The following is a 24828-nucleotide window of genomic DNA, read 5'->3' as shown; positions in this document are numbered from 1 at the left end:
TGATGACGTCATCGCTCCCTGTCCGAAGGAACGGGAACGAATGACCGATAGCAATGACGACAAGACACTGAACGGACCGGGCAAGAAGACTCTGACCCTGAAGCCGTCGGGCATGAGCCAGGGCACCGTGCGCCAGGATATGGGCCGCGGCCGCACCAAGGCGGTCGTTGTCGAGACCCGCAAGCGGCGTCCGATGCGTCCGGAAGACGAGCGCCCGATTACGCCGGGCACTGCGGCGGCGCCCGCCCGTGCCGCCGAGCCGGTCCCGGTCGCGCATCAGCCGCGCGCACCGCAGGCCCCTGCCCCACGCATTCATCCGTCCGGTGGCCAGCAGTCACGTCCGCAGCAGCCGTCTTCGCAGCCGCGCCAGCAGGATCGTCCGCGTCCGGTAGTCTTGAACCACCTCTCGCCGGAAGAAATGGATGCCCGCCGGCGCGCGCTTGCCATGGCACAAGTTCGCGATGCCGAGGATGCGGTTCGCCGCGCCGAGGAAGAAAAGCGCCGCGCCGCCGAAGAGGCTGTGCGCCAGGCCGCGGAAGCGGAAGAGGCTAAGCGTCGCGCTGCCGAAGAGGCTCAGCGCGTTGCCGAAGCTGCCACGGCCGTTGCAACTCCCGCACCCGCTGCGGTCGAGGCGCGCACTGAAGCGCCGCGTGTTCAGGCCCAGACTCCGCCCGCACGCCGCCCCGATGCGGCGCCGTCCGCGGCTCCCGCGAGGCCGTCTCCGGCCGCGGCCGCAGCGCCGGGCGCTCGTCGCCGTGACAGCGAAGATGAGGACCGCGGCGCCCCGCGCGGCGTACCCGCTCGTGGTCGCGTCGTACGCCCGGAACCGGCAAAGCCGGTGACGACACGTCCAAAGACCGACGACGAACGTCGCCGCGGGAAGCTGACGATCGGTACTGCCGGCGTCGACGAAGATGGCACGGCACGTGGCCGTTCCATGGCCGCCATGCGCCGCCGCCAGGAAAAGTTCCGCCGCAGCCAGATGCAGGAAACCCGCGAAAAGGTTGTTCGCGAAGTCATCCTGCCGGAGACCATCACCATCCAGGAACTGTCGCAGCGCATGTCCGAACGTGCGGTCGACGTTATCAAGTACCTGATGAAGGAAGGCCAGATGATGAAGCCGGGCGACGTCATCGACGCCGACCTCGCTGAACTCATCGCCGGCGAATTCGGCCACACCGTCAAGCGCGTTTCGGAATCCGACGTCGAACTCGGTATCTTCAACGTTGCCGACGAAGAGGGCGATCGCGTTTCGCGTCCGCCTGTTGTGACCATCATGGGCCACGTTGACCACGGCAAGACCTCGTTGCTCGACGCCATCCGCCATGCCAACGTGGTTGCCGGCGAAGCTGGCGGCATCACGCAGCATATCGGCGCCTATCAGGTCGAGCAGAACGGTCAGAAGATCACCTTCATCGACACCCCCGGCCACGCCGCCTTCACGGCGATGCGTGCCCGTGGTGCGCAGGCGACCGACATTGCGATCCTGGTCGTTGCCGCTGACGACAGCGTCATGCCGCAGACGATTGAATCGATCAACCACGCTAAGGCCGCTGGTGTTCCGATCATCGTGGCGATCAACAAGGTCGACAAGCCGACCGCCGATCCGCAGAAGGTGCGCACGCAACTCCTGCAGCACGAAGTCTTCGTGGAATCGATGGGCGGTGAAGTTCTTGACGTCGAAGTTTCCGCCAAGACGGGCCTGAACCTCGACAAGCTGCTGGAAGCCATCCTGCTGCAGGCCGAAATCCTGGACCTCAAGGCCAACCCGAACCGCACCGCGGAAGGCACGGTCATCGAAGCCCAGCTCGACCGCGGCCGTGGTTCGGTTGCCACCGTTCTGGTTCAGAACGGTACGCTTAAGCCCGGCCAGATCATCGTTGCCGGCGATGTCTGGGGTCGTGTCCGCGCTCTCGTCACCGACAAGGGCGATCATGTCAAGGAAGCCCCGCCGGCCATGCCGGTCGAGGTGCTCGGCCTTTCCGGCACGCCGCAGGCAGGTGACAAGTTCGCCGTCGTCGAAAACGAAAGCCGCGCCCGCGAGATCTCGGAATATCGTCAGCGCCTCGCTCGCGACAAGGCTGCCGCCCGCCATTCGGGCCAGCGCGGCTCGCTGGAACAGATGATGACGCAGCTGCAGTCTGCAGGCGTCAAGGAGTTCCCGCTGGTCATCAAGGGCGACGTGCAGGGTTCGATTGAAGCGATCGCCGGCGCACTCGAAAAGCTCGGTACGGACGAAGTTCGTGCCCGCATCGTTCACTCGGCTGTCGGCGGTGTGACGGAATCGGATATCTCGCTTGCCGAGGCGTCTGGCGCCGCGATCATCGGCTTCAACGTCCGTGCGAACGCACAGGCTCGTACGCTGGCAGAGCGCCAGGGCATCGAAATCCGCTACTACAACATCATCTACGATCTGGTGGATGACGTGAAGGCAGCGATGTCGGGCCTGCTGTCGCCAGAGCGTCGCGAAACCTTCCTCGGCAATGCCGAGATCCTCGAGGTGTTCAACATCACGAAGGTCGGCAAGGTCGCGGGTTGCCGCGTTACCGAAGGCAAGGTCGAACGTGGTGTCGGCGTTCGCCTCGTCCGCGACCACGTCGTCATCCACGAAGGCAAGCTCAAGACGCTCAAGCGCTTCAAGGATGAAGTCTCGGAAGTGCATTCCGGCCAGGAATGCGGTATGGCTTTCGAGAATTACGAAGACATCCGCGCCGGCGACACGATCGAGTGCTTCCGCGTCGAGCACATCACCCGTACGCTCTGATCGTGTGATATTGGAAATTTGGACGGGCGCCGGATCAACTGAGGCCGGCGCCCGAACCTTTTGAGGCAAAGAAAAATGGCAACAAGACCAACAACCTCCGCACCTTCGCAGCGCATGCTGCGCGTCGGCGAGCAGGTTCGCGCCGCGATCACGCAGGTTCTGCAGCGCGGCGAAGTGCGCGATGACGTGATCGAGAAGACCGTCATTTCCATCTCCGAAGTCCGCATGTCGCCCGATCTGAAGATCGCGACGGCCTATGTGACGCCACTTGGTGTGACGGATCATGATGCGGTGATTGGCGCGCTGAACCGCAATGCAAAATACATTCGCGGCCGCCTCGGGTCCCAGCTTCGGCAGATGAAATACATGCCGGAGGTCCGCTTCCGCGACGATACGAGCTTCGACAATTACAAGAAGATCGACGAGTTGCTGCGCTCGCCTGAGGTGAGCCGCGATCTCGATCACGGCGATACCGAAGAAGATTAGTAGAAGAGACTGATGTCCAAACCACGTAAACCGAAGGGCCGCCCGATCTCGGGTTGGCTGATCCTTGATAAGCCGGTCGATTTCGGCTCCACCGAAGCCGTTTCCAAGATCAAATGGCTGTTCAAGGCGCAGAAATGCGGTCACGCCGGCACGCTTGACCCGCTGGCCTCGGGCATGCTGCCAATCGCCCTTGGCGATGCGACAAAGACCGTTCCCTACGTGATGGACGGTCGCAAGATCTACGAATTCACCGTGACCTGGGGCGAGGAGCGCGCAACCGACGATCTTGAGGGCGATGTAACGCAGAGCTCCGACAAGCGCCCGAGCGAACAGCAGATCCGCGACCTCCTGCCGAAGTACACAGGTGTGATCAGCCAGGTTCCGCCGCAGTTTTCCGCCATCAAGATATCAGGCGAGCGCGCCTACGATCTGGCGCGCGACGGTGAGGCAGTGGAAATCCCCTCTCGCGAAGTCGAGATCTTCCGCCTGACGCTGCTGTCCTGCCAGGATGCCAATACGGCGCATTTCGAAGTCGAATGCGGCAAGGGTACCTATGTGCGTGCGCTGGCGCGCGATTTCGGCCGCGAGCTCGGCTGCTATGGCCATATCTCCGGCCTGCGTCGCAGCTTTGTCGCGCCCTTTGCCGAAGAGACCATGATACCGCTTGCCGATCTCGTCGCGATCGAGGCAGTCGAAGACGCGGACGAACGGCTTGCAGCGCTGGATGCCCTGCTGATCGACACCAGCGAAGCGCTCTCCTCACTGCCGCACCTCGTTGTCAATGACGACCAGGCGCATCGTTTGAAGATGGGCAATCCGATCCTCGTGCGGGGTCGCGATGCGCCGGTTGCCGAAAGCGAAGCCTATGCCACGTCCCGCGGCAAGCTGATCGCGATCGGCGAGATCGGTCAGGGCGAGTTCCGCCCAAAGCGGGTCTTTGGCTGAGGGTCGTTAAACCTCCGGTTTTGCGGTGGGTCGGCCAAACCACAGATAGCAATTGTCAATGTTCGGCATTGGGATATGTTTCCCTGATCTGGGCCGTCGGGTCCTTCAGATCAGGGAGACAGTTATGCGCAGACTTGCAGCCGGCATCCTGATGTTCTTCTCGGCGGTTTTGATAGCCGCCAACGCTTATTCCTCGGAGCGCTGGGCAACGTTGCCAGCCTTCCCGCCAATGCCGACCGCAAAGACGAGCGGCATGGCCCCCGTCAACGACATCAAGATGTACTACGCCGAATACGGCGAGGGTGAGCCGATGCTGTTCATCCACGGCGGACTCGGCAGCGCCGATGTCTGGGGCTATCAAGTGGCCGAGTTTGCCAAGGATCATTTGGTGATCGTCGCCGACAGCCGCGGGCATGGCCGCTCGACGCGCAGCGAGCAGCCGTTCGGGTATGATCTGATGACTTCCGACTATGTCGCTCTGCTCGATTATCTGAAGCTAAACAAGGTGACCCTGGTCGGCTGGTCTGATGGCGGCATCATCGGCATCGACATGGCGATGAAGAACCCGGAGAAGCTGACGCGCGTGATCGCGCAGGCGGCGAATGTGACGACGGACGGCGTCAAAGCCGACGTCATGACCAACAAGACCTTCAGCGGTTACATCGATGCGGCCGGCGAGACCTACAAGAAGCTGTCGCCGACGCCGAACGAGTATGATGCTTTCGTCACCCAGATCTCCGCGATGTGGGGAAGCCAGCCTGCCTGGACAGCCGACGACCTCGGCAAGATCAAGGTACCCGTCACCTTGACGATCGGCGACCACGACGAGGCAATCAAGCTCGACCATACCGAGATGATGGCCAAACAAATTCCAGGTTCGAAGCTGGTGATCCTCAAGGACGCAAGCCACTTCGCCATGCTGCAGGATCCAGAGGGCTACAATGCCATGATCCGCGATGCCATAGCTGGAAAGTGACGAATCGGCCATCTGCGGCATGCCTCTTTCAATTGCAGCGCATTTGGTTTATACGCAGCGCCAGCAATCGGGCTCTGCCCGGATGCATTCGCGGCCGAAGCTGGACGACATCCCGGCTTTTGGCGACCTAATCTCCTCTCATAGAAAGGAACATCCGATGTCGATTACTGCTGAGCGCAAGACGGCTCTGATCAAGGAATACGCAACGTTCGAAGGCGACACCGGTTCTCCGGAAGTTCAAGTTGCCATCCTGACCGAGCGTATCAACAACCTGACCGGCCACTTCAAGGACCACAAGAAGGATAACCATTCCCGACGTGGTCTGCTGACGATGGTTTCCAGCCGCCGCTCGCTTCTTGACTACCTCAAGAAGAAGAACGAAGGCCGTTACACCAAGCTGATCACCAGCCTGGGTATCCGCCGCTAAGGCTTTTTTCGGCGGGCGTTCCCCTTGGGACGCCCGCCGGATTTTTTCGGGGAGAGACTTCCCTATCCCGCCACGCGTGGCGGATTGCCCGGCAGACCCGGATGGGCCGGTTCTGCCAAACCAACCGTTGACCTGTCATGGGGCAGGATTGCCGGATGCTTTTGGCCAGAGCCTCACAAGCTTTGGCCCGGTCTCTTATGGACCGATGAATGTAAAGCCTCCCGTTGTCTTGCCCATGATGCGTCACACCGATTGCGGTTGACCGTGCACCGTGCCTTGGAAGGCGAGGCGCATGTTCCCGCATTGAAGGACAAGACATATGTTCGATACTCATAGTGTGGAAATCGAGTGGGCAGGCCGCCCGCTGAAGCTCGAGACCGGCAAGATCGCCCGTCAGGCTGACGGTGCCGTTCTCGCGACCTACGGCGAAACCGTGGTTCTCGCCACCGTCGTTTCCGCCAAGGCGCCGAAGCCGGGCCAGGACTTCTTCCCGCTGACCGTCAACTACCAGGAAAAGACCTACGCAGCCGGCAAGATCCCCGGCGGCTACTTCAAGCGTGAAGGCCGTCCGTCGGAAAACGAAACCCTCGTTTCCCGCCTGATCGACCGCCCGATCCGTCCGCTCTTCCCGGAAGGCTACAAGAACGACACGCAGGTCGTCGTCACCGTCATCCAGCATGACCTTGAAAACAACCCCGACGTCCTGTCGATGGTTGCTGCGTCGGCAGCTCTGACGCTGTCGGGCGTTCCCTTCATGGGCCCGGTCGGTGGCGCCCGCGTCGGCTACATAAACGGCGAATACGTTCTGAACCCGCATCTCGACGAGATGGAAGAGTCGATCCTCGACCTCGTTGTAGCAGGTACGCACGACGCCGTTCTGATGGTTGAATCCGAAGCCAAGGAACTTAATGAAGAAGTCATGCTCGGCGCCGTCATGTTCGGCCACCGGGGCTTCCAGCCGGTCCTCGATGCGATCATCAAGCTCGCTGAAGTGGCTGCCAAGGAACCGCGTGACTTCCAGCCGGAAGACTACTCCGAACTCGAAGGCGAGATGCTGAAGCATTTCGAAGCCGAGCTTCGCACCGCCTACAAGAACACGCAGAAGGCTGAACGCTACGCTGCCGTCGACGCCGTCAAGGCGAAGGTCAAGGCACACTTCCTGCCGGAAGAAGGCGAAGCCAAGTACACGGCCGAAGAAGTCGGCGCGATCTTCAAGCACCTGCAGGCGAAGATCGTTCGTTGGAACATCCTCGACACCAAGAGCCGTATCGACGGCCGCGACCTCGAAACCGTTCGTCCGATCGTCTCGGAAGTCGGCCTCCTGCCGCGCACTCACGGTTCGGCGCTCTTCACCCGCGGTGAAACGCAGGCGATCGTCGTTGCCACGCTCGGCACCGGCGAAGACGAGCAGTACGTCGACAGCCTGACGGGCATGTACAAGGAGCGCTTCCTGCTCCATTACAACTTCCCGCCCTACTCGGTTGGCGAAACCGGCCGCATGGGTTCCCCAGGTCGCCGCGAAATCGGTCACGGCAAGCTCGCGTGGCGCGCCATCCGTCCGATGCTGCCGTCTGCTGAGCAGTTCCCTTACACCCTGCGCGTCGTCTCCGAGATCACCGAATCGAATGGCTCGTCCTCGATGGCGACCGTTTGCGGCACATCGCTTGCACTCATGGACGCTGGTGTTCCGCTCGCCAAGCCGGTTGCCGGTATCGCCATGGGCCTGATCCTCGAAGGCGACCGCTTCGCGGTTCTCTCCGACATCCTCGGTGACGAAGACCACCTCGGCGACATGGACTTCAAGGTTGCGGGTACCGCAGACGGCATCACCTCGCTGCAGATGGACATCAAGATCGCTGGTATCACCGAAGAGATCATGAAGGTCGCTCTCGGCCAGGCTCAGGGTGGCCGCGCCCACATCCTCGGCGAAATGGCCAAGGCCATCACCGAGAGCCGTGGCCAGCTCGGCGAGTTTGCACCGCGCATCGAAGTCATGAACATTCCAGTCGACAAGATCCGCGAAGTCATCGGCTCCGGCGGCAAGGTCATCCGCGAAATCGTCGAAAAGACCGGCGCGAAGATCAACATCGAAGACGACGGCACGGTCAAGATCGCGTCCTCGTCCGGCAAGGAAATCGAAGCGGCCCGCAAGTGGATCCACTCGATCGTTGCTGAACCGGAAGTTGGCCAGATCTACGAAGGCACGGTCGTCAAGACCGCCGACTTCGGCGCCTTCGTCAACTTCTTCGGCGCCCGCGATGGCCTCGTCCACATCTCGCAGCTTGCTTCCGAGCGCGTTGCCAAGACGCAGGACGTCGTCAAGGAGGGCCAGAAGGTCTGGGTCAAGCTCCTCGGCTTTGACGAGCGTGGCAAGGTCCGCCTGTCGATGAAGGTTGTCGACCAGGCAACTGGCCAGGAACTCCCGGCTGCCGAAAAGTCCGACAAGAAGAAGGAGGAAGCGGCTGAATAAGCCGCGCCTTTCAAACCGTTCGAGGGCGTGGGAGTTTTCCCGCGCCCTTTTTGTATCCGAAGGCGAGAAGAGATCATGAGCCGCGAAACCCTGAAGACCCTGTTCCATCCCTTTGCCAGCGGCACCGTTGAAGCGCCCGGCGAGGGCGAGCGTGTGCTCTTCCTCGGCGCCGAGGCAGGCTTTGCCCTGCCGGAGGGCTTTGCCGCCTCGCTGAGCGCCGTACAGGGCTTCCGGCCGCTGTTTAGGCAACTCCTCTCGCAGCGGATCGAAACCACGCCTGAGATCGAAGGCGAGGACTACGATGCCGCGCTGGTTCTCTGCAACAAGCACAAGGGCGAGAACGAGGCGAGCATCGCTGCCGCGCTTCAGCACGTGAAGGTGGGCGGCCTGATCGTCATCGCCGGCGGCAAGGAGGATGGCGTCCAGTCGCTCCGTAAGCGTATGGAGGGCTTCGGCCTCGAGATCGAACACATGCCGAAATATCACGGCGTGGCGCTCTGGTTCGGACGGCCGGCCGACGTTGGTGAGGTCGTCAGCAAGTTTTCCAAGCCGTCCGTGCGCGTGGATGGCCGTTTCCTGGCCGCGGCCGGCATGTTCTCGCACGACCGCGTCGATGATGGCTCGGAGTTGCTCGCCTCGCGTCTGCCTGCCGATTTCACCGGTGATGTCGCCGACTTTGGCGCCGGCTGGGGTTATCTGTCCGTCGAACTGGCGGAGCGCTCGCCGGGTGTCAGTCGCCTCGACCTCTACGAGGCCAACCACGCGACTCTTGAAGCCGCCAAGGGCAACATGGCGGAGAACTGCCCCGACGTGCCGGCGCGCTTCTTCTGGCATGACCTGGCGAGCGAACCGGTCAAGGACAGGTACGACCTCATCATCATGAACCCGCCCTTCCATGAAGGACATGCGGCGGAGCCGTCACTCGGTCAGGCGATGATCAAGACCGCTGCCTCAGCGCTGCGCGGAGGCGGGCGTCTCTTGCTGGTTGCCAATCGCGGATTGCCCTACGAGCCGGTGCTTGCCGCAAACTTCAAGGAGAGCGGCGAAACTTGCCGCAATGCGCGCTTCAAGGTGCTGTGGGCGAAGAAGTAGCCGCGGAACAGCCCAAAGGGAGGGGGAGCTATGGATACGGAAGCAAACAAGCAACTCGTGACGGCCTATGTCGAGGCGTTCAACCGCTTCGACATGGCGGCGTTGCGCGAGCTCTTTGCCGCCGATGCGCGGATTTACGGTGTTCTGGGATATGGCGGTCTCGATGAGGTCGAGCCTATCTGGCGTGAGCTCCACGAGGGGATGAACATCAACCTCGAGATCCTCGATATCGCCGCCGAGGGGAAGAACGTCGTCGTCCGCTACCGGGAAAGCGGGCGTTATTCCGGCTTCTTCCGCGGTCTCGTGGGTCACGACCCGACTGACAAGAGCTACGAGCTCACCGCGATGGAGTGGTTTGTCGTCGAAAACGGAAAGATTGCGACCCGCTGGGGCGCCAGAGATTCGGCTGCTATTCTGCGGCAGGTCACGCATCCCTAGGGGATGCGTTTCGGAAAAGCCGGGCTCGTTTCCAAGCCCGGCTTCGGTCCTTATTCCACGTCTGCCGTGCGCAGTGCGTCCAGTGTCGGCATCGAGGTGATGTTGAAGCCTGCATCTACGAAATGGATTTCGCCGGTAACGCCTGCCGACAGGTCCGACAGCAGATAAAGGGCGGAATTGCCGACCTGATCGATCGTCACCGTCTTGCGCAGCGGCGAGTTCCGCTGGTTCCAGGAGAGGATTGCGCGTGCATCGGAAATGCCAGCGCCCGCGAGCGTCCGGATCGGGCCAGCAGAGATCGCATTGACGCGGATCCCGCTCGGCCCGTAATCCGCAGCCAGATAACGCACCGACGCCTCGAGAGCAGCCTTTGCAACACCCATGACGTTGTAGTTCGGGATGACGCGCGTCGAGCCATTGTAGGTCAGCGTCAGCATCGAACCGCCGGCATTCATGAGCGGCGCGCAGCGCTTGGCGATCTCGGTGAAGGAGAAACAGGAGATCACCATCGTGCGGCTGAAATTGTCGCGCGTGGTGTCGGCGTAAAGGCCCTTCAGCTCGTTCTTGTCGGAAAAGCCGATGGCGTGAACGACGAAGTCCAGTGTGCCCCAGCGCTCCTTGATGGCATCGACGGTGGCGTCGACCGAGGCGATGTCCTCGACGTCGCACGGCAGAACGAATTCTGAACCGACTTCGGCGGCCAGCGGCTTGACACGCTTGCCGAGAGCATCGCCCTGATAGGTGAAGGCAAGTTCCGCTCCCTGTGCTGCCAGCGCCTTCGAAATTCCCCAGGCGATGGAATGGTTGTTCGCGACACCCATGATGAGGCCGCGCTTACCCTGCATGATTCCCGTCATATTATTATCCGTTGTAGCGCTGGAAGACGAGCGTGGCGTTGGTGCCGCCGAAGCCGAAGGAGTTGGAAAGGGCAATGTCGATCTTGGCATCGTCGATGCGCTTGCGAACGATCGGAACGCCGTCGAATTCAGGGTCGAGCTCAGTGATATGCGCGCTTTCGCCGATGAACCCGGCCTGCATCATCAGCAGCGAGTAGATCGATTCTTGCACGCCGGCTGCGCCCAGCGAATGGCCCGTCAGCGACTTGGTCGACTGGATGTGCGGGATCTTGTCGCCGAAGACTTCGCGGATTGCACCGATTTCCTTGCTGTCGCCAACAGGGGTCGAGGTGCCGTGCGTGTTGATGTAGTCGACATCGCCCTTCACCGTCGCGAGCGCCTGGCGCATGCAGCGGATCGCGCCTTCGCCCGACGGAGCGACCATGTCGTAACCATCCGAGGTCGCGCCGTAGCCGACGATTTCAGCGTAGATCTTTGCACCGCGCGCCTTGGCACGCTCCAGCTCTTCCAGGACGAGAACGCCCGCGCCGCCGGCGATGACAAAGCCGTCGCGGCTGACATCATAGGCACGCGACGCCGTTGCCGGCGTCTCGTTGTACTTGGAGGACATGGCGCCCATGGCATCGAAGAGGTTCGACATCGTCCAGTCAAGGTCTTCGTGGCCGCCAGCGAACATCACGTCCTGCTTGCCCCACTGGATCATCTCTGCGGCATTGCCGATGCAGTGTGCCGAGGTCGAGCAGGCCGACGAGATCGAGTAGTTGACGCCGTGGATCTTGAACCAGGTGGCGAGCGTTGCCGATGCCGTCGAGGACATCGCCTTCGGCACGGCAAACGGGCCGATGCGCTTCGGGCTGTTGTTCTTGATGGTGATCTCGGCAGCTTCGATCAGCGTGCGCGTCGAAGGTCCGCCGGAGCCCATGATGATGCCGGTGCGCTCGTTGTTGCTGATGTCGCTCTCTTCCAGACCGGAATCGGCGATCGCCTGCTTCATTGCCACATGGTTCCAGGCGCCGCCCTGACTCAGGAAGCGCATGGCGCGGCGGTCGACCAGATCCGTCGGATCAAGCGAGGGGCGACCCCAGACCTGGCACTTGAAGCCGTGCTCAGCAAAATCGTTGGAGAAGGAAATGCCGGACTTGGCGTCGCGCAGCGACGCAGTGACCTCGGCGGCATCATTGCCGATCGAGGAGACAACACCCAGACCCGTAACAACTACCCGTCTCATGTGTTTCGACCTTTTCGTTTTTTCTAACTTGGAAACCGGGCAACTACGCCCGGTGCAATCAGGCTTCTTTGTCCTTGGACAGGCCGACGCGCAGGTCGGTTGCCTGGTAGATGGTTTCGCCGTCGGCCTTCAGCCAGCCATCGGCGGTGCCGAGAACCAGGCGGCCGCGCATGACGCGCTTGAAATCGATGCCGTACTCAAGCAGCTTCGTGGTCGGGCGGATCATGCCCTTGAACTTCACTTCGCCGGTTGAAAGCGCCATGCCGCGACCGGGCTCGCCCAGCCAGCCGAGGAAGAAGCCGGTCAGCTGCCACATGCCGTCAAGGCCGAGGCAGCCGGGCATGATCGGGTTACCCTGGAAGTGGCAGGGAAAATACCAGTCGTCGGGTTTCACGTCGTATTCAGCGCGAATGTAGCCCTTGTCGAAGGCGCCACCGGTTTCGGAAATGTCGGTAATGCGATGAACCATCAACATCGGCGGGAGAGGAAGCTGTGCGTTGCCCGGACCGAACAGTTCGCCGCGGCCGCAGGCCAGAATTTCCTCGTAGTTGAAGCTGGATTGTTTCGTCGCCATGAAAACTCTAATTCCCCCCGCAACTATGCCGATGGATGTGAACGTTTAGTCCAAGTTCAGCGGAAAATGAAGCATAAGCATGACTGAGCTTCATCCAACCTCCGGAGGACCGGCTGCGCGCCTTATTTGGTGGTCGCATACAGGAAGGCCAAGCCCCCGGCCAGCACTAATTGCGCCAAAAGCCCGATTTTGCGGCGTTTTCGCACTCTTTGTCCCCATTGAAACTATTGAAACGCTTTTGCGCAAAAGTTATATGGCTAATGAAACCTGATTGCTTGACGCTAGATTAAACCGGAGTTCGTCGGATGGTGGCAGAGGCCCCGCTTACCATTGAGGCACGGCTGAGACACGCCGGCCTTCGTCCGACGCGCCAGCGCGTCGCGCTCGGTGACCTGCTTTTCGCCAAAGGCGATCGGCACCTGACGGTCGAGGAACTCCACGAGGAGGCCGTGCAGGCGGGAGTGCCGGTGTCGCTGGCGACCGTCTACAACACGCTGCACCAGTTTACCGAAGCAGGGATGATCCGCGTTCTCGCGGTCGAAAGCGCCAAGACCTATTTCGACACCAACGTCTCCGACCACCATCACTTCTTCGTCGAAGGTGAAAACGACGTGCTGGATATCCCGGTCAGTAATCTGACGATCGGTAATCTGCCGGAGCCGCCGGAAGGGCTGGAAATCGCCCACGTCGACGTCGTGATCCGCCTGCGCGCGAAGCGGCGCTGATTTCACATCACATCGTCAGGATGCCGGCCGGGCTTTGCCTTGTAGGTCGGAAAGGTCCAACCGAAATAGAGCGCGCCGCCGCGCACTGAGAATGCCGCGACGACACCGACGGCAGAGGCCGCATAGAGCGGCAGGTCGAGCGCGTTCGCAGCCGTAAATATGCCGCCGCCGACCAGTGCTGCCGTGATGTAGATTTCGGGCCGCAACAGCACGGACGGCTCGTTGGCCAGTAGATCGCGCAGGATGCCACCGAAGGTCGCCGTCAACGTCCCGGTCACGATGCCGATCGTTGGCGAGCCCGTGGCGGCGAGGCCCTTCGCGGCACCCATCACGCAGTAAGCCGACAGCCCTACGGCATCGAGCCAGATCAGCAAGCGATAGCGCGATTCAACGAGGTGGGCGGTAAAGAACACCAGGACGCCGATGGCGCAGCAGACGATGACGTAAGTCGGGTTCAGAACCCAGAACACCGGCACACGGCCAAGGACAATGTCGCGCACCGTACCGCCACCCGTCCCCGTGACGATGGAGAAGAACAGGAAGCCGATCAGGTCAAGCTGTTTCCGCGAGGCCGCGAGCGCGCCTGTTGCCGCAAAAAGCGCAACGCCGGCATAATCCACATAGACGAACAGCGGCATGCAGTCCTCCAGAACCGGCGCGTATCTTTCGAATATGAATCACGGCGGCAAGGGCGGCGCAAGCCGGATCAAGCAAACTGTCCGGCCAACAGCGTCCTTATTCGACCAAAAGAGAAACCCTTCGTGAAAACGCTCCTGATCGCTCTGAACCTTGCCGCGCTACTCGTCGCCCCAGTTGCGGCCTTCGCACAGCAATCGCTTATCTCGGATCCGGAGGTCTATGAGAAGAAGCACTTTCAGGAGCAGTGCACCAAGGCGGAATTTTCGGACGGCTTCGTCCTCCGCCAGGATATCAACAATGACGGTCTGATCGACGCCGTCGTCAACGAGGGTGAGCTCACCTGCGACGGCGAGAAGGGTCCGCAGTGCAATGATGACGGCTGCACTTATAATTTCTATCTGCAGGTCGCCGAGGGTGGCTATTTCATGATCGCGACCGCCCAGGTCTACGGTTATGACTTCGTGAAGCGCTTCGGCAACATGGTGCTGGCAATGAAGATGCACCCGCGTTTCTGCGATCGTCCGGATGCCGACAAGGCGAAGGAGCCTTGTGTCGTCACAGCCCGTGTGCGCGGCACCAAGTTCGTGACGATCTCCAAGAAATAGCTAGTTCAGCCCGGATAGAGCTCTGAAGTGCGGCCGGCGAGGTAGTAGCCGACGAGCCCGAACCATTCGCGGATTGCCGTTGCCAGGTTCTGGGAATTCCGGCTCGGCTGCGTGAAATCGAAGCCAAGGCTTTCTCGCCCGTCAGTGCGGTAGTCCGTCGGCCACGGCACGACGTCGATTCCAAGTTTACGGAAGATGCCGACCGATCGCGGCATATGGTAGCCGGAGGTGATCAGCAGGCAGTTCGAAAGACCTTGGCTTGCCAGAAGCTCCTTGGTGTTCATCGCGTTTTCGAAGGTCGTGCGCGATGTCGTTTCTTCGACCAGGCGGTCTCGGCCAATGCCGAACATCGGGAAGAAGCGCGCCGATATCGCCGCGTCACCTTCGTAGATGCCGGAGATCGACCCATCGCCGCCGGAAATCAGGATTCGCGTCTGCGGAAATTTCTGCGCCAGGCGCAGCGCTTCGACGAAGCGATCGGCCCCGGCATTGAGCTCTATTCCGTGGCGGGCGGTATTCACCTCGTTCTCGAATGCACCGCCCAAGACGATCATGCACTGCAGGCTTGCCGGATCCTGCGGTTTGACAAACCGATCCTCGAGACCCTGTAGAAGGTAGTTGCCGACGGTGGTGTAGAGCGTGACGAACAAAATCAGGCCCGCAACCGCCGAGGAAACGAGACTTGTCGCACGCCAGCGGACAAGGCCCGTCACCAGGGCAAACAGGACGAAAAGGAAAGCGAGCGACAATGGCTGCCCGAAGATCCAGATGAGCTTTGAAAAGAGAAACAAGGATGTCTTCCTTCAGCGGTTTCCGCCCGCCATCTATCTGATTCGATAGGCTTCTATTGCGACTTCATTTCGTGCGTACCTCCGAACGTGGCGTGGCGTTAAACCGACGTTGCAGGCGTTTGGGTATGAGCAGAGAGGCGAGCGCAACCAGCATCGCAAAGACGGCAATCACCCACAGGGCCGCCGCACCCGCGATCTGTGTGAGCAGCGCGCCCATCACCGCGCCCGCAAACATGCCGGCCCACGGTACGATCTGGATCGTCCACTCCAATCGCTTGTCGCCGATAATCCAGCGCCCAAGGCCACGCCCAAAACGCGAGAGCGCTCCGGTCACATAGGTCAGCCCGATCGGCAGCCCCTCGATCTGCTCCACGGCCGCGTTCACCATCCCCATCGAAGCGACGATGAGATAGAAGCGCGGCATCGCCACGCTCTCGCCCATCATGAGAGAGGCGGTAGCCAGCGCGATGCTGACGCAGGAAAGCACGGCGAAGGTGCGCCGGTCCGCGAAATGCGCGATCACGATCCCGGCCGCATTGCCAAGCACGAAGACCATGATCGCCGAGAGTAGAATGGCCGCATGCCGTAGATCGCCGCCGCCGAGCGACAGGGCGGCGCGCGTTGTGTTGCCCGTCATGAACGACACGAAATCACCGGTCAGCGCCAGTCCGGTCGCATCGGTCATACCCGCCAGAAAGGAAATCGCGCCGGCAAGCACCAGGCCGGTCGTCGTTCTGCGCGTGTGTATGATGCGCCGCCGTCTTTCTCGTGTCATTGAACCAAGGCTCCAGGCTGCCGATCAGTCGGCATCGGAACCATACATACCCGCAGTTGCTAAAAAATTGGCAAAGCAGTGTATGAGGAAATGACCGCGAGCGAACAGTCCTCGGGCGCGACAGCCGTTAAGACGAAAGTGGTTCCAAACGCGTCGAACAGCCAGTGTTATTCGTGTCGGGAGAAATTTGGTGGAGCTAAGCGGGATCGAACCGCTGACCTCTTGCATGCCATGCAAGCGCTCTCCCAGCTGAGCTATAGCCCCATCAAGGCGGTCCGGCTAGGCCGGTCCTGGGATGCTTCGCGAAGCGCTTGCCTCGCGGAGTGGCGGCTTCTTACTTCCGGTTTTTGGAGATAGCAAGCCAAAAAAATCGGCCCGGCGAAATTTTCTCGTCCGGGCCGAGACTTAATCCGATCAGACTTCGTCTTCGTCGCCGGTGACGCCGATGATGTCGCTCATGTCGTCGTCATCGTCGTCTTCGTCGGCTTCGAGGAAGGTGTCGTCGTCGTCGCCTTCGATTTCGACGTCGTCATCACCCATATCTGGAATCTCGTCGCCGGATGCGCCTTCTTCTGCGTCCTCGAGCGACACCAGTTCGACTTCCGTGCTTTCGGTATCGACTTCTGCCACTTCCTCTTCATCCTGGGCTTCAGCCGCTGCGGCAGCAGAGGTTTCCTCGAAGAAGGAGAGCGGATAGGACTTGCCCGTATAGGGAGAAACGATCGGATCCCGGTTCAGGTCGTAGAACTTCTTGCCGGTTTCCGGATCGGTACGCTTCGTTCCAAGTTCAGCTTTCGCCACTGTTAGCCTCGTGAGAATGGCCGAATCAAGATTCGGCAAATGCCGTGAAACCCGGCGTTCTATTCGGAATTTATAAGCCGGTCCCCATAATCGTTGCAGCACGGCATGTCAAAGCCAAACTTCATGCGCGCCAGATGACCGGCGCCGCCATTTGTGATAGTGAGCCGGCGATTGTTCATTTGCAGGGTAGATCGGCGCGTGGCCGGCTGCCGGGATAGGTGCGAGAAATGTACCAGCCGCCGCATTTTCGTGAGGAAGACTTGGGTGTCCAGCACGCCTTGATCCGGGCACATCCGCTCGGCATGCTGATCACTGCGGGTGCTTCCGGCTTGATGGCGAATTCGGTCCCTTTCCATCTGGATGCCGCAGCCTCCGAAAAGGGGATCTTGCGCCTTCACCTCGCCAAGGCCAATCCGCAGTGGCGCGATATCGACGCCGGCGCGGATGTGCTCGCCGTGTTCCAGGGCGCCGATGCCTACATCACGCCATCCTGGTACCAGACGAAGCAGGAGACCGGTAAAGTCGTGCCGACCTGGAACTACGCGATCGTACAGGTCAGGGGCAGGGCCCGTGTCATCGACGACGCGGACTGGCTGCTTCAGCAGATCAACGCGATCACCACGCAACAGGAAGGCCCACGCGACAGGCCTTGGGCAGTGGGTGATGCGCCTGATGATTTCATCCGCGCGCAGATGAAAGGCATCATCGGCGTCGAAATCGAGATTGCAGCGATTGAAGGCAAGTGGAAGGTCAGCCAGAACCGACCGGTTGCTGATCGCGAAGGTGTTGTTGCCGGTCTCGGTGAAGAGTCCGGTCGGGAAGACATGGTCGATCTCGTCCGCCGCTACGGCGGATTGGCGGAGAAATGAACGGACAGATGAGCTCCAAACAGTTTACGATCGCCATCGATGGACCCGCAGCCGCAGGAAAGGGAACGCTCTCGCGCCGCATCGCGGAGACCTACGGCTTTCATCATCTCGACACGGGGCTGACCTACCGCGCGACGGCAAAGGCTTTGCTCGATGCCGGCCTGACGCTCGACGACGAGGCGGTGGCAGAAAAGATGGCGCGCGAGGTTGAACTGGCAGGTCTCGATCGCGATATACTTTCGAAGCATGAGATTGGCGAGGCTGCCTCGAAGATCGCGGTCATGCCTTCGGTGCGGCGTGCACTGGTGGAGGCGCAGCGGCGGTTTTCTGAAATGGCGCCCGGAACGGTGCTCGACGGCCGTGATATCGGAACCGTCGTCTGCCCGGCGGCGCCGGTAAAGCTCTATGTAACGGCAAGTCCCGAGGTTCGGGCTAAACGCCGCTACGACGAAGTAACAGGCAAGGGAGGAATTGCCGATTTCGATGCCATTTTCGACGACGTCAAGCGCCGCGACGAACGCGACATGGGACGGGCCGACAGCCCTTTGAAACCAGCCGAAGACGCGCACTTGCTTGATACGTCGGAAATGAGTATAGAGGCCGCGTTTCAAGCTGCGAAATCGATCATCGATGCAGCTTTGAGCCGAAATACCTAATTCGAGCGATTTGCCCAAGCTTTGCCTGGGCTGCTTCCGAAGACTAAGCCTGAAATTCCGTCCAAGCGCCGGATTGCTTCCCGACTGGAAGCGGACTGGGTTCAGGCCCGTTCAACACGAACCAACCGGCGCATACGTATCCGGATTCGGATATGCAGGAGATTACATGTCAGTAGCTACTCCCTCTCGCGAAGATTTCGCGGCCCTTCTCGAAGAATCCTTTGCCAAGCACGACCTGGCTGAAGGCTATGTCACCAAGGGCATCGTAACGGCAATCGAGAAGGACTCTGCCGTTGTCGACGTCGGCCTCAAGGTCGAAGGTCGCATCCTACTCAAGGAATTCGGCGCCAAGGCCAAGGACGGCTCGCTCAAGGTCGGCGACGAAGTCGAAGTTTACGTCGAGCGCATCGAAAACGCTCTTGGCGAAGCAGTTCTGTCGCGCGAGAAGGCTCGCCGCGAAGAAAGCTGGGTCAAGCTCGAAGCCAAGTTTGAAGCTGGTGAGCGCGTTGAAGGCGTTATCTTCAACCAGGTCAAGGGCGGCTTCACGGTTGACCTCGACGGCGCGATTGCCTTCCTGCCGCGTTCGCAGGTCGACATCCGTCCGATCCGCGACGTTACCCCGCTGATGCACAACCCGCAGCCCTTCGAAATCCTCAAGATGGACAAGCGCCGCGGCAACATCGTCGTTTCGCGTCGTACGGTTCTGGAAGAATCCCGTGCCGAGCAGCGTTCTGAAATCGTTCAGAACCTCGAAGAAGGCCAGGTTGTTGACGGCGTCGTCAAGAACATCACCGATTACGGTGCGTTCGTTGACCTCGGCGGCATTGACGGCCTGCTGCACGTCACCGACATGGCATGGCGCCGTGTGAACCATCCGTCGGAAATCCTGTCCATTGGCCAGCAGGTCAAGGTTCAGATCATCCGCATCAACCAGGAAACCCACCGCATCTCGCTCGGCATGAAGCAGCTCGAGTCGGATCCGTGGGATGGCATCCAGGCCAAGTATCCGGAAGGCAAGAAGATTTCCGGTACCGTCACGAACATCACCGACTACGGTGCGTTCGTCGAGCTGGAGCCGGGCATCGAAGGCCTGATCCACATTTCGGAAATGTCCTGGACCAAGAAGAACGTACACCCCGGCAAGATCCTGTCCACGAGCCAGGAAGTCGAAGTCGTCGTTCTCGAAGTCGATCCGTCCAAGCGCCGTATTTCGCTCGGCCTCAAGCAGACGCTGGAAAATCCGTGGGCGGCATTCGCTCGCAACCATCCGGCTGGCACTGAAGTCGAAGGCGAAGTCAAGAACAAGACCGAATTCGGCCTGTTCATCGGCCTCGACGGCGATGTTGACGGCATGGTGCACCTCTCCGACCTCGACTGGAACCGTCCAGGCGAACAGGTCATCGAAGAGTTCAACAAGGGCGACGTCGTTAAGGCGGTCGTTCTCGATGTTGACGTCGAAAAGGAGCGCATCTCGCTCGGCATCAAGCAGCTCGGCAAGGACGCTGTCGGCGAAGCCGCAGCTTCGGGCGACCTGCGCAAGAATGCAGTCGTTTCCTGCGAAGTCATCGCAGTCAACGACGGCGGCATCGAAGTGAAGCTCGTCGACCACGAAGACATCACGTCGTTCATCCGCCGCGCAGACCTGTCGCGCGATCGCGACGAGCAGCGTCCGGAACGCTTCTCGGTTGGCCAGGTTGTTGACGCCCGCGTCACCAACTTCTCCAAGAAGGACCGCAAGATCATGCTGTCCATCAAGGCTCTGGAAATCGCGGAAGAGAAGGAAGCTGTTGCTCAGTTCGGTTCGTCCGACAGCGGCGCTTCGCTCGGCGACATTCTCGGCGCGGCTCTGAAGAACCGCGGCGGCGAATAATCGCCAGCAGGCTTGAAGAACAAAAGAACCCGCCGGAGCGATCCGGCGGGTTCTTCGTTTCTGTACTGTCGTTGCAATGGCGAGCTATTCCCAGTCGACCTTGCGTCGGTAGAGCGAATAGGCTTCGTCGCCACTCACGGCGATTGGCAGGGCCGGCGCCGGGCGGTGAGGCGGCGTGCCGGCCTTGATCAGACTTTCTCGGGCGGCAATCGCTGCAGCCGCCTCACTGTCCATCAGGATGTCCGTTTCGTCGTCGTCCGACGGCTCGCCCTGCCGCTCTTCCTCTTCCGACGGCTCGCCGCCGTTGTGGTCCTCGCGGTACATCGCGTGGGCGCCACTATCGTCGGCCTCGTCCTTCGAGAACTCGTAAGGCTGCGTGGCGTACGGCACGCCCTCGACGATTTTCATGAGCACCGGCGCATAGGTCTCGTCGATCGCCTGCTGCACCGTCAAGGGTGCTGGCGGTTCCGCGGCAGGGTGTCTTTTTGCAGCCGCTGCGGCCGCTTCGGTTGCCGGCTGTACCGCGATGAGGGGCGATTGGCGCGCAATGCCCTCCGGCAATGGATGTAGATCGGGCAGGGTGGTCAATTCCTCCGGCAGATCGGCGAGGACCGTTTCGTCGAGGATGATATCGATCTCGACCGCAGGATCGGGATCGGCGGCTTCCAGCAGCACTTCTGTTTCCTGGTCCTGAATGATTGTAACGATCAGCTTCGTGGTATCGTTCGACAGCGAGGCTGATATCGCCGGCCAGCTCTTCGGAATGATCGGGTCGCCCTTGGACGTTGTCCGAGCGGTCTCGGCTTGCACGGTTTCCCGTGCCGGATCCGCGGCGTGCCTGGGCGGCACGCTCTCCTGCACATCTTGATTAGGCTCCGCGAGCGTTTCTTCGGCGGACGCCTTGGCGGTCGGATTGACGATCGGCTCGTCAGCGACTGCATCGTTCTTGATGAGTTCGGTCCGCTCGTCGCCGCCATCGATATGGGCCGCGGCAACCAGTGCGGTCTGCGGCCGTGCAGATTCCGGTTCCTGCTTTGTCGGCAGAGGTACCTGCGCAGTCCCAGCAAGATTGTCCCGATGGATGCGAATTTCCGTCCGCTGTTCCTGGCGCGTCGGCGAGGCGTCGTTCTGGCCGTAGGAGCGAACCACGGCGCGGGCGGCGAGATCGCGATCCTTGTCGCGGATCGTTTCAAGATAGGTGGCGATGCGGGCAGCCTCCGGTCCAGCCGGGTTCCGGAGCGCCTCTGCAAGCAGGCGAAGCGGAACTGCGTGGCCTTGCATCGCAAGCTGCCGCTCGACTTTTTCGATCTTCGCCGGCGGCAGCTTCTCGATCGCAGCTGCCATGCGGGAGGCAAAGGCTAGGTCGGTTTCGTCGTCCTCGCGCGGGATCGCAAGCGCCTCGCTCGTGGCACTGAGCACATCGAGAAGGGCGTCGACCATCCGCGCCCGGACAGCTAGCAGAAGAATGCTGAGCTTGCCGGCAACAGAAGAATTGAGATCGGCGCCCTGAATCTGATGCACGGGAGCAACGGCGCTGGCCGCGCGCACCAGGCCATCGGTACTGACGGCCGCGGTCTGGCTCTGGGAGGAAAGGCTTCCATTTGACGCTGCACGAACCGGAGACAACATGTCATGCTCCTTCTTTCGTAAAGTGCGGTGAAGGCAGGCTACAAGAAGGCCGCGCTCATCCGGCCCGTTGCATTCCCCGGCAGTTCGGTCTGCCCGACGCGGCGCTCCATCGCGCCGTCGAATGCATAAAAATTGGCAAATAATCTATCGAAGCGGCGTTAACGAATTACTAATGGCCGGTACGCGCATCGCCGCGCCCGGTTCAATACGTGCAAAATCCAGAAACGTCTTAGCTGTGGGCGAAAATGTCGGCTTCTTCCCAGCCGAGCAGATCGAGCTTGGCGCGCGTCGGAAGGAATTGGAAGCAGGCGTTGGCATGATCGATGCGGCCGTCTCGCACCAGCCGCTCGGTCAGCTTGTCGCGCAGCGCGTGCAGGTAAAGCACGTCAGAGGCCGCGTATTCCAGCTGCGCAGGGGACAAAGTTGCGGCAGCCCAGTCGGAGGATTGCTGCGTCTTGGAAATATCGACGTCGAGCATTTCCTTGAGATTGTCCTTCAGTCCATGCCGATCGGTATAGGTTCGGCAGAGACGTGAGGCGATCTTGGTGCAGAACACCGGCTGCATGGTGACGCCGAAGGTGTGGAACAAGACGGCAATGTCGAAGCGGCCATAGTGGAAGATCTTCTGTTGCCCATTGGCAAGCAGCGCCACGAGGTTCGGCGCTTCCTTCTGCCCGGCGGCGATGCGGATCACGTCGGCCGTGCCGTCGCCCGGTGAGAGTTGCACCACGCACAGCCGGTCGCGGCGCGGCACAAGGCCCAGCGTTTCGGTGTCGATGGCAATCGCTCCGGTATAGCGGGCGGCATCTGCCGCGGAAATATCACCTTCATGGTAACGTATGATGGCTGCCATCGATCTCATCTCACACTCGAACTGTCACTTGTGGCCTATAGCGCAAAGCCATGGCGGGCGATACCGCCAAGGCTCAGAATGTCGGCGGTGTATTGATCCAGATGAGGACGGTTTCGCCATCGTGACGGTTGCGCCAGGAGTGATAGCGACGGCTTTCGAAATAGAGCGAATCGCCGGGTCCGAGATCGAAGAACTGATCGGAATCGAGGACCAGCTCCAGCCTCCCGGAGAGTACGTGCATGAACTCCTCCCCTTCGTGTCGGTAGGCGCCTTCGCTCGCCGCACCGGGTGCGAGCACGAAACGGTGGCAATCCATCATCGTGCGGCCCTCGGCCAGAAGCTGCACCGTGACACCTGGCGTCGTTTCCGGCCATGTGCGCCAAGCGCCGGCGCGGACGACCTCGGGCATGTCGTCGCGCTCTTCCCCAGAAAGCCTGGAAACCGTGGTGCCATAATATGCCGCAAGGTCGTGCAACGTCTTGAAACTCACCCCCTGGGAGGTGCGTTCGAGCGTCGACAGTGTCGAGGCAGCAATGCCAATGTCACCGGCAACCTGATCCAGTGTCTTGCCGGCGCCGTGGCGCAGACTGCGCAGCCGCCGACCTAGATCCGAGGCGTCAGACGCATCCGAATTTTCAGATGGTTCCTCGCTTTCCAATGCCTCGCGAATGGCGGCCGGATTGAGTCCGCGCTCGGTTCGATACCAGGCTATCTTTTTTAACCGTGCGACGTCCTCGGCGCTGTATTGCCGGTGCCCGGTTTCCGACCGGTCCGGAACGACGAGGCCCTGGCTTTCCCAAAGGCGCAAGGTCGATGCGGAAACGCCTGCTGATTTTGCCGCCTCCGCCACTTTGTAGCGCACGGGCGTACCGTTGTTCATAAGCCAAATAATCCCGGTTCGTCTGTCTTCTTCAGGCCTTATCCGACCCTGATTTTTCTTGAACGACCATCGCTGAAAACGACAGCAGTTTGAAGCGGCAAATGCCGCTTGATTTCTTGCAGGAAAAATGTAGGAATTTTCTACATGTCTTGCCGAAGTTATGCAAGATAGTTCATCCATTCCAGAGCAGGAACGCACCGATGGCCGCGACCACCCTCACAGACCGAAAGAATGCCGCAATCTCGCGTGGCGTTGGCATGACGACGCAGATCTATGCCGATCGCGCAGAAAATGCCGAGATCTGGGATAAGGAAGGTCGACGCTATATCGACTTCGCGGCCGGCATTGCCGTCCTCAACACCGGTCACCGTCACCCGCGCGTGATCGCCGCCGTCAAGGATCAGCTCGATCATTTCACCCATACCTGCCACCAGGTGGTGCCTTACGAGAGTTACGTGCATCTGGCCGAGCGCTTGAATGCGCTGACGCCCGGCAACTTCGAGAAGAAGACGATCTTCGTCACAACAGGTGCCGAAGCCGTCGAGAATGCGGTGAAGATCGCCCGTGCCGCGACCGGCCGCTCCGCCGTGATTGCCTTTGGCGGCGGTTTCCATGGCCGCACCTTCATGGGTATGGCGCTGACCGGCAAGGTCGTGCCCTACAAGGTCGGTTTCGGCGCAATGCCGGGCGATGTCTTCCATGTCCCGTTCCCGGTCGAGCTGCATGGCGTGACGCCGGATCAGTCGCTGGCCGCGCTGAAGAAGCTGTTTGCCGCCGATGTCGATCCGCAGCGCGTTGCCGCCATCATTATCGAGCCAGTTCAGGGCGAGGGTGGTTTCTACCCGGCGCCGGTCGCCTTCATGAAGGCGCTGCGCGAACTCTGCGACCAACACGGCATCCTCCTGATCGCCGATGAGGTGCAGACCGGCTTTGCTCGTACCGGCAAGATGTTCGCGATGGATCATCATGAGGTCGCACCCGACTTGATGACGATGGCAAAGAGCCTCGCTGGCGGATTCCCGCTGGCCGCCGTCACGGGTCGTGCCGAGATCATGGATGCGCCCGGACCGGGCGGTCTCGGCGGTACCTATGGCGGCAATCCGCTTGGCATAGCTGCGGCTCACGCAGTCCTCGACGTCATCAAGGACGAAGATCTCTGCGATCGCGCCAATCAGCTTGGCAACCGGTTGAAGCAGCGCCTGGAATCACTGCGCGAAAAGGTGCCTGAAATCGTCGATATCCGCGGTCCGGGTTTCATGAACGCTGTCGAGTTCAACGACAAGACGACGAAGCTGCCGAGCGCCGATTTCGCCAACAAGGTTCGCCTGATTGCGCTTGAGAAAGGCCTGATCCTGCTGACGTGCGGCGTGCATGGAAACGTCATCCGTTTCCTCGCCCCGATCACGATCCAGGATAGTGTCTTTGGCGAAGCGCTCGACATTTTGGAAGCCTCGATCCTCGAAGCAAGCGGTAAGTAG

The 24828-nt window shown here is 60.8% G+C and carries 24 protein-coding genes and 1 tRNA gene; 14 read left to right on the top strand and 11 right to left on the bottom strand.

The window, feature by feature from the left end:
* Positions 1 to 40 precede the first annotated feature (40 nt).
* The 8 genes from infB to IB244_RS09775 all read left to right on the top strand — a co-directional run bounded on the left by infB (position 41) and on the right by IB244_RS09775 (position 9598).
* Positions 41 to 2764, top strand: coding sequence for a translation initiation factor IF-2 (gene infB / locus IB244_RS09810; RefSeq protein WP_169679537.1), 2724 nt, complete (start codon positions 41 to 43; stop codon positions 2762 to 2764).
* Positions 2765 to 2839: 75 nt separating this feature from the next.
* Positions 2840 to 3250, top strand: coding sequence for a 30S ribosome-binding factor RbfA (rbfA, locus tag IB244_RS09805; protein ID WP_169679535.1), 411 nt, complete (start codon positions 2840 to 2842; stop codon positions 3248 to 3250).
* 12 nt (positions 3251 to 3262) lie between these two features.
* Complete coding sequence (gene truB / locus IB244_RS09800; RefSeq protein WP_018855384.1) at positions 3263 to 4195, top strand: tRNA pseudouridine(55) synthase TruB; 933 nt, start codon at positions 3263 to 3265, stop codon at positions 4193 to 4195.
* Positions 4196 to 4319: 124 nt separating this feature from the next.
* Positions 4320 to 5171: an alpha/beta fold hydrolase gene (locus IB244_RS09795; RefSeq protein ID WP_169679533.1), complete on the top strand. Its 852-nt coding sequence runs from the start codon at positions 4320 to 4322 to the stop codon at positions 5169 to 5171.
* Positions 5172 to 5328: 157 nt separating this feature from the next.
* A complete protein-coding gene (rpsO, locus tag IB244_RS09790) occupies positions 5329 to 5598 on the top strand; it encodes a 30S ribosomal protein S15 (RefSeq protein WP_025659731.1) in 270 nt (89 codons plus the stop codon).
* 319 nt (positions 5599 to 5917) lie between these two features.
* Entirely contained in the window at positions 5918 to 8068 is a 2151-nt protein-coding gene (gene pnp, locus IB244_RS09785) for a polyribonucleotide nucleotidyltransferase (RefSeq protein WP_018855381.1), read from the top strand.
* 75 nt (positions 8069 to 8143) lie between these two features.
* Entirely contained in the window at positions 8144 to 9160 is a 1017-nt protein-coding gene (locus IB244_RS09780) for a class I SAM-dependent methyltransferase (protein ID WP_192304075.1), read from the top strand.
* 30 nt (positions 9161 to 9190) lie between these two features.
* A complete protein-coding gene (locus tag IB244_RS09775; protein ID WP_025659734.1) occupies positions 9191 to 9598 on the top strand; it encodes an ester cyclase in 408 nt (135 codons plus the stop codon).
* 50 nt (positions 9599 to 9648) lie between these two features.
* Here the strand turns inward: IB244_RS09775 and fabI are convergent, their stop codons facing one another.
* From fabI to fabA, 3 genes are read right to left on the bottom strand one after another with little or no spacing between them, the layout of a single operon-like run.
* A complete protein-coding gene (gene fabI, locus IB244_RS09770; RefSeq protein WP_025659735.1) occupies positions 9649 to 10455 on the bottom strand; it encodes an enoyl-ACP reductase FabI in 807 nt (268 codons plus the stop codon).
* Between the two features lie 4 nt (positions 10456 to 10459).
* Entirely contained in the window at positions 10460 to 11683 is a 1224-nt protein-coding gene (gene fabB / locus IB244_RS09765) for a beta-ketoacyl-ACP synthase I (RefSeq protein ID WP_018855377.1), read from the bottom strand.
* A gap of 58 nt (positions 11684 to 11741) precedes the next feature.
* Positions 11742 to 12257, bottom strand: a complete 516-nt coding sequence (gene fabA, locus IB244_RS09760; RefSeq protein WP_016552232.1) for a 3-hydroxyacyl-[acyl-carrier-protein] dehydratase FabA — start codon at positions 12255 to 12257, stop codon at positions 11742 to 11744.
* Between the two features lie 305 nt (positions 12258 to 12562).
* Between fabA and irrA the strand changes: the two genes are divergently transcribed.
* Positions 12563 to 12982, top strand: a complete 420-nt coding sequence (irrA, locus tag IB244_RS09755) for an iron response transcriptional regulator IrrA (protein WP_018855376.1) — start codon at positions 12563 to 12565, stop codon at positions 12980 to 12982.
* Positions 12983 to 12984: 2 nt separating this feature from the next.
* Here irrA and IB244_RS09750 read toward each other — a convergent pair whose 3' ends face one another.
* Positions 12985 to 13620, bottom strand: coding sequence for a trimeric intracellular cation channel family protein (locus IB244_RS09750; protein ID WP_025659736.1), 636 nt, complete (start codon positions 13618 to 13620; stop codon positions 12985 to 12987).
* Positions 13621 to 13743: 123 nt separating this feature from the next.
* Between IB244_RS09750 and IB244_RS09745 the strand changes: the two genes are divergently transcribed.
* Positions 13744 to 14226, top strand: coding sequence for a hypothetical protein (locus tag IB244_RS09745; protein ID WP_018855374.1), 483 nt, complete (start codon positions 13744 to 13746; stop codon positions 14224 to 14226).
* A gap of 5 nt (positions 14227 to 14231) precedes the next feature.
* Here IB244_RS09745 and IB244_RS09740 read toward each other — a convergent pair whose 3' ends face one another.
* The 4 genes from IB244_RS09740 to IB244_RS09725 all read right to left on the bottom strand — a co-directional run bounded on the left by IB244_RS09740 (position 14232) and on the right by IB244_RS09725 (position 16593).
* Positions 14232 to 15017, bottom strand: coding sequence for a YdcF family protein (locus IB244_RS09740; protein WP_192240693.1), 786 nt, complete (start codon positions 15015 to 15017; stop codon positions 14232 to 14234).
* A gap of 64 nt (positions 15018 to 15081) precedes the next feature.
* Positions 15082 to 15792 carry a YoaK family protein gene (locus IB244_RS09735; protein ID WP_192240692.1) on the bottom strand — a complete coding sequence of 237 codons (711 nt, stop codon included), beginning with the start codon at positions 15790 to 15792 and terminating at the stop codon, positions 15082 to 15084.
* 188 nt (positions 15793 to 15980) lie between these two features.
* Positions 15981 to 16056: transfer RNA gene (locus IB244_RS09730), tRNA-Ala, on the bottom strand.
* A 150-nt stretch (positions 16057 to 16206) separates the two neighbouring features.
* Positions 16207 to 16593, bottom strand: a complete 387-nt coding sequence (locus IB244_RS09725; RefSeq protein ID WP_169679525.1) for a TIGR02300 family protein — start codon at positions 16591 to 16593, stop codon at positions 16207 to 16209.
* A 227-nt stretch (positions 16594 to 16820) separates the two neighbouring features.
* Between IB244_RS09725 and IB244_RS09720 the strand changes: the two genes are divergently transcribed.
* The 3 genes from IB244_RS09720 to rpsA all read left to right on the top strand — a co-directional run bounded on the left by IB244_RS09720 (position 16821) and on the right by rpsA (position 19988).
* The gene (locus tag IB244_RS09720) at positions 16821 to 17462 is read left to right on the top strand and encodes an FMN-binding negative transcriptional regulator (protein WP_113162079.1); all 642 of its coding nucleotides are present in this window, start codon (positions 16821 to 16823) and stop codon (positions 17460 to 17462) included.
* A gap of 8 nt (positions 17463 to 17470) precedes the next feature.
* Entirely contained in the window at positions 17471 to 18118 is a 648-nt protein-coding gene (gene cmk / locus IB244_RS09715) for a (d)CMP kinase (protein ID WP_192304073.1), read from the top strand.
* A gap of 166 nt (positions 18119 to 18284) precedes the next feature.
* A complete protein-coding gene (rpsA, locus tag IB244_RS09710; RefSeq protein ID WP_018855368.1) occupies positions 18285 to 19988 on the top strand; it encodes a 30S ribosomal protein S1 in 1704 nt (567 codons plus the stop codon).
* Between the two features lie 84 nt (positions 19989 to 20072).
* Here rpsA and IB244_RS09705 read toward each other — a convergent pair whose 3' ends face one another.
* The 3 genes from IB244_RS09705 to IB244_RS09695 form a co-directional block, all read right to left on the bottom strand.
* Positions 20073 to 21617, bottom strand: a complete 1545-nt coding sequence (locus IB244_RS09705) for a hypothetical protein (RefSeq protein WP_192304071.1) — start codon at positions 21615 to 21617, stop codon at positions 20073 to 20075.
* 229 nt (positions 21618 to 21846) lie between these two features.
* On the bottom strand, positions 21847 to 22470 hold the full coding sequence (locus tag IB244_RS09700; protein WP_025659742.1) for a ribonuclease D: 624 nt from the start codon (positions 22468 to 22470) through the stop codon (positions 21847 to 21849).
* A 73-nt stretch (positions 22471 to 22543) separates the two neighbouring features.
* Positions 22544 to 23350 (bottom strand): MerR family transcriptional regulator, encoded by an 807-nt coding sequence (locus IB244_RS09695; protein ID WP_192304069.1) that lies wholly within the window; start codon positions 23348 to 23350, stop codon positions 22544 to 22546.
* Between the two features lie 200 nt (positions 23351 to 23550).
* Between IB244_RS09695 and IB244_RS09690 the strand changes: the two genes are divergently transcribed.
* Complete coding sequence (locus tag IB244_RS09690; protein ID WP_062375558.1) at positions 23551 to 24828, top strand: 4-aminobutyrate--2-oxoglutarate transaminase; 1278 nt, start codon at positions 23551 to 23553, stop codon at positions 24826 to 24828.

Source organism: Rhizobium sp. RHZ02 (assembly GCF_014851575.1).
GTDB lineage: Bacteria > Pseudomonadota > Alphaproteobacteria > Rhizobiales > Rhizobiaceae > Rhizobium > Rhizobium altiplani.
Note: the sequence above shows the minus strand (reverse complement) of the source record. Positions and strands in the feature narration are given on the sequence as shown.

Excerpts from the sequence above, each read along its gene's own strand:
- infB (WP_169679537.1), top strand. The coding sequence starts at position 41 with ATGACCGATAGCAATGACGACAAGACACTGAACGGACCGGGCAAGAAG.
- rbfA (WP_169679535.1), top strand. The coding sequence starts at position 2,840 with ATGGCAACAAGACCAACAACCTCCGCACCTTCGCAGCGCATGCTGCGC.
- truB (WP_018855384.1), top strand. The coding sequence starts at position 3,263 with ATGTCCAAACCACGTAAACCGAAGGGCCGCCCGATCTCGGGTTGGCTG.
- IB244_RS09795 (WP_169679533.1), top strand. The coding sequence starts at position 4,320 with ATGCGCAGACTTGCAGCCGGCATCCTGATGTTCTTCTCGGCGGTTTTG.
- rpsO (WP_025659731.1), top strand. The coding sequence starts at position 5,329 with ATGTCGATTACTGCTGAGCGCAAGACGGCTCTGATCAAGGAATACGCA.
- pnp (WP_018855381.1), top strand. The coding sequence starts at position 5,918 with ATGTTCGATACTCATAGTGTGGAAATCGAGTGGGCAGGCCGCCCGCTG.
- IB244_RS09780 (WP_192304075.1), top strand. The coding sequence starts at position 8,144 with ATGAGCCGCGAAACCCTGAAGACCCTGTTCCATCCCTTTGCCAGCGGC.
- IB244_RS09775 (WP_025659734.1), top strand. The coding sequence starts at position 9,191 with ATGGATACGGAAGCAAACAAGCAACTCGTGACGGCCTATGTCGAGGCG.
- fabI (WP_025659735.1), bottom strand. The coding sequence starts at position 10,455 with ATGACGGGAATCATGCAGGGTAAGCGCGGCCTCATCATGGGTGTCGCG.
- fabB (WP_018855377.1), bottom strand. The coding sequence starts at position 11,683 with ATGAGACGGGTAGTTGTTACGGGTCTGGGTGTTGTCTCCTCGATCGGC.
- fabA (WP_016552232.1), bottom strand. The coding sequence starts at position 12,257 with ATGGCGACGAAACAATCCAGCTTCAACTACGAGGAAATTCTGGCCTGC.
- irrA (WP_018855376.1), top strand. The coding sequence starts at position 12,563 with ATGGTGGCAGAGGCCCCGCTTACCATTGAGGCACGGCTGAGACACGCC.
- IB244_RS09750 (WP_025659736.1), bottom strand. The coding sequence starts at position 13,620 with ATGCCGCTGTTCGTCTATGTGGATTATGCCGGCGTTGCGCTTTTTGCG.
- IB244_RS09735 (WP_192240692.1), bottom strand. The coding sequence starts at position 15,792 with ATGACACGAGAAAGACGGCGGCGCATCATACACACGCGCAGAACGACG.
- IB244_RS09720 (WP_113162079.1), top strand. The coding sequence starts at position 16,821 with ATGTACCAGCCGCCGCATTTTCGTGAGGAAGACTTGGGTGTCCAGCAC.
- cmk (WP_192304073.1), top strand. The coding sequence starts at position 17,471 with ATGAGCTCCAAACAGTTTACGATCGCCATCGATGGACCCGCAGCCGCA.
- rpsA (WP_018855368.1), top strand. The coding sequence starts at position 18,285 with ATGTCAGTAGCTACTCCCTCTCGCGAAGATTTCGCGGCCCTTCTCGAA.
- IB244_RS09705 (WP_192304071.1), bottom strand. The coding sequence starts at position 21,617 with ATGTTGTCTCCGGTTCGTGCAGCGTCAAATGGAAGCCTTTCCTCCCAG.
- IB244_RS09700 (WP_025659742.1), bottom strand. The coding sequence starts at position 22,470 with ATGGCAGCCATCATACGTTACCATGAAGGTGATATTTCCGCGGCAGAT.
- IB244_RS09695 (WP_192304069.1), bottom strand. The coding sequence starts at position 23,350 with ATGAACAACGGTACGCCCGTGCGCTACAAAGTGGCGGAGGCGGCAAAA.
- IB244_RS09690 (WP_062375558.1), top strand. The coding sequence starts at position 23,551 with ATGGCCGCGACCACCCTCACAGACCGAAAGAATGCCGCAATCTCGCGT.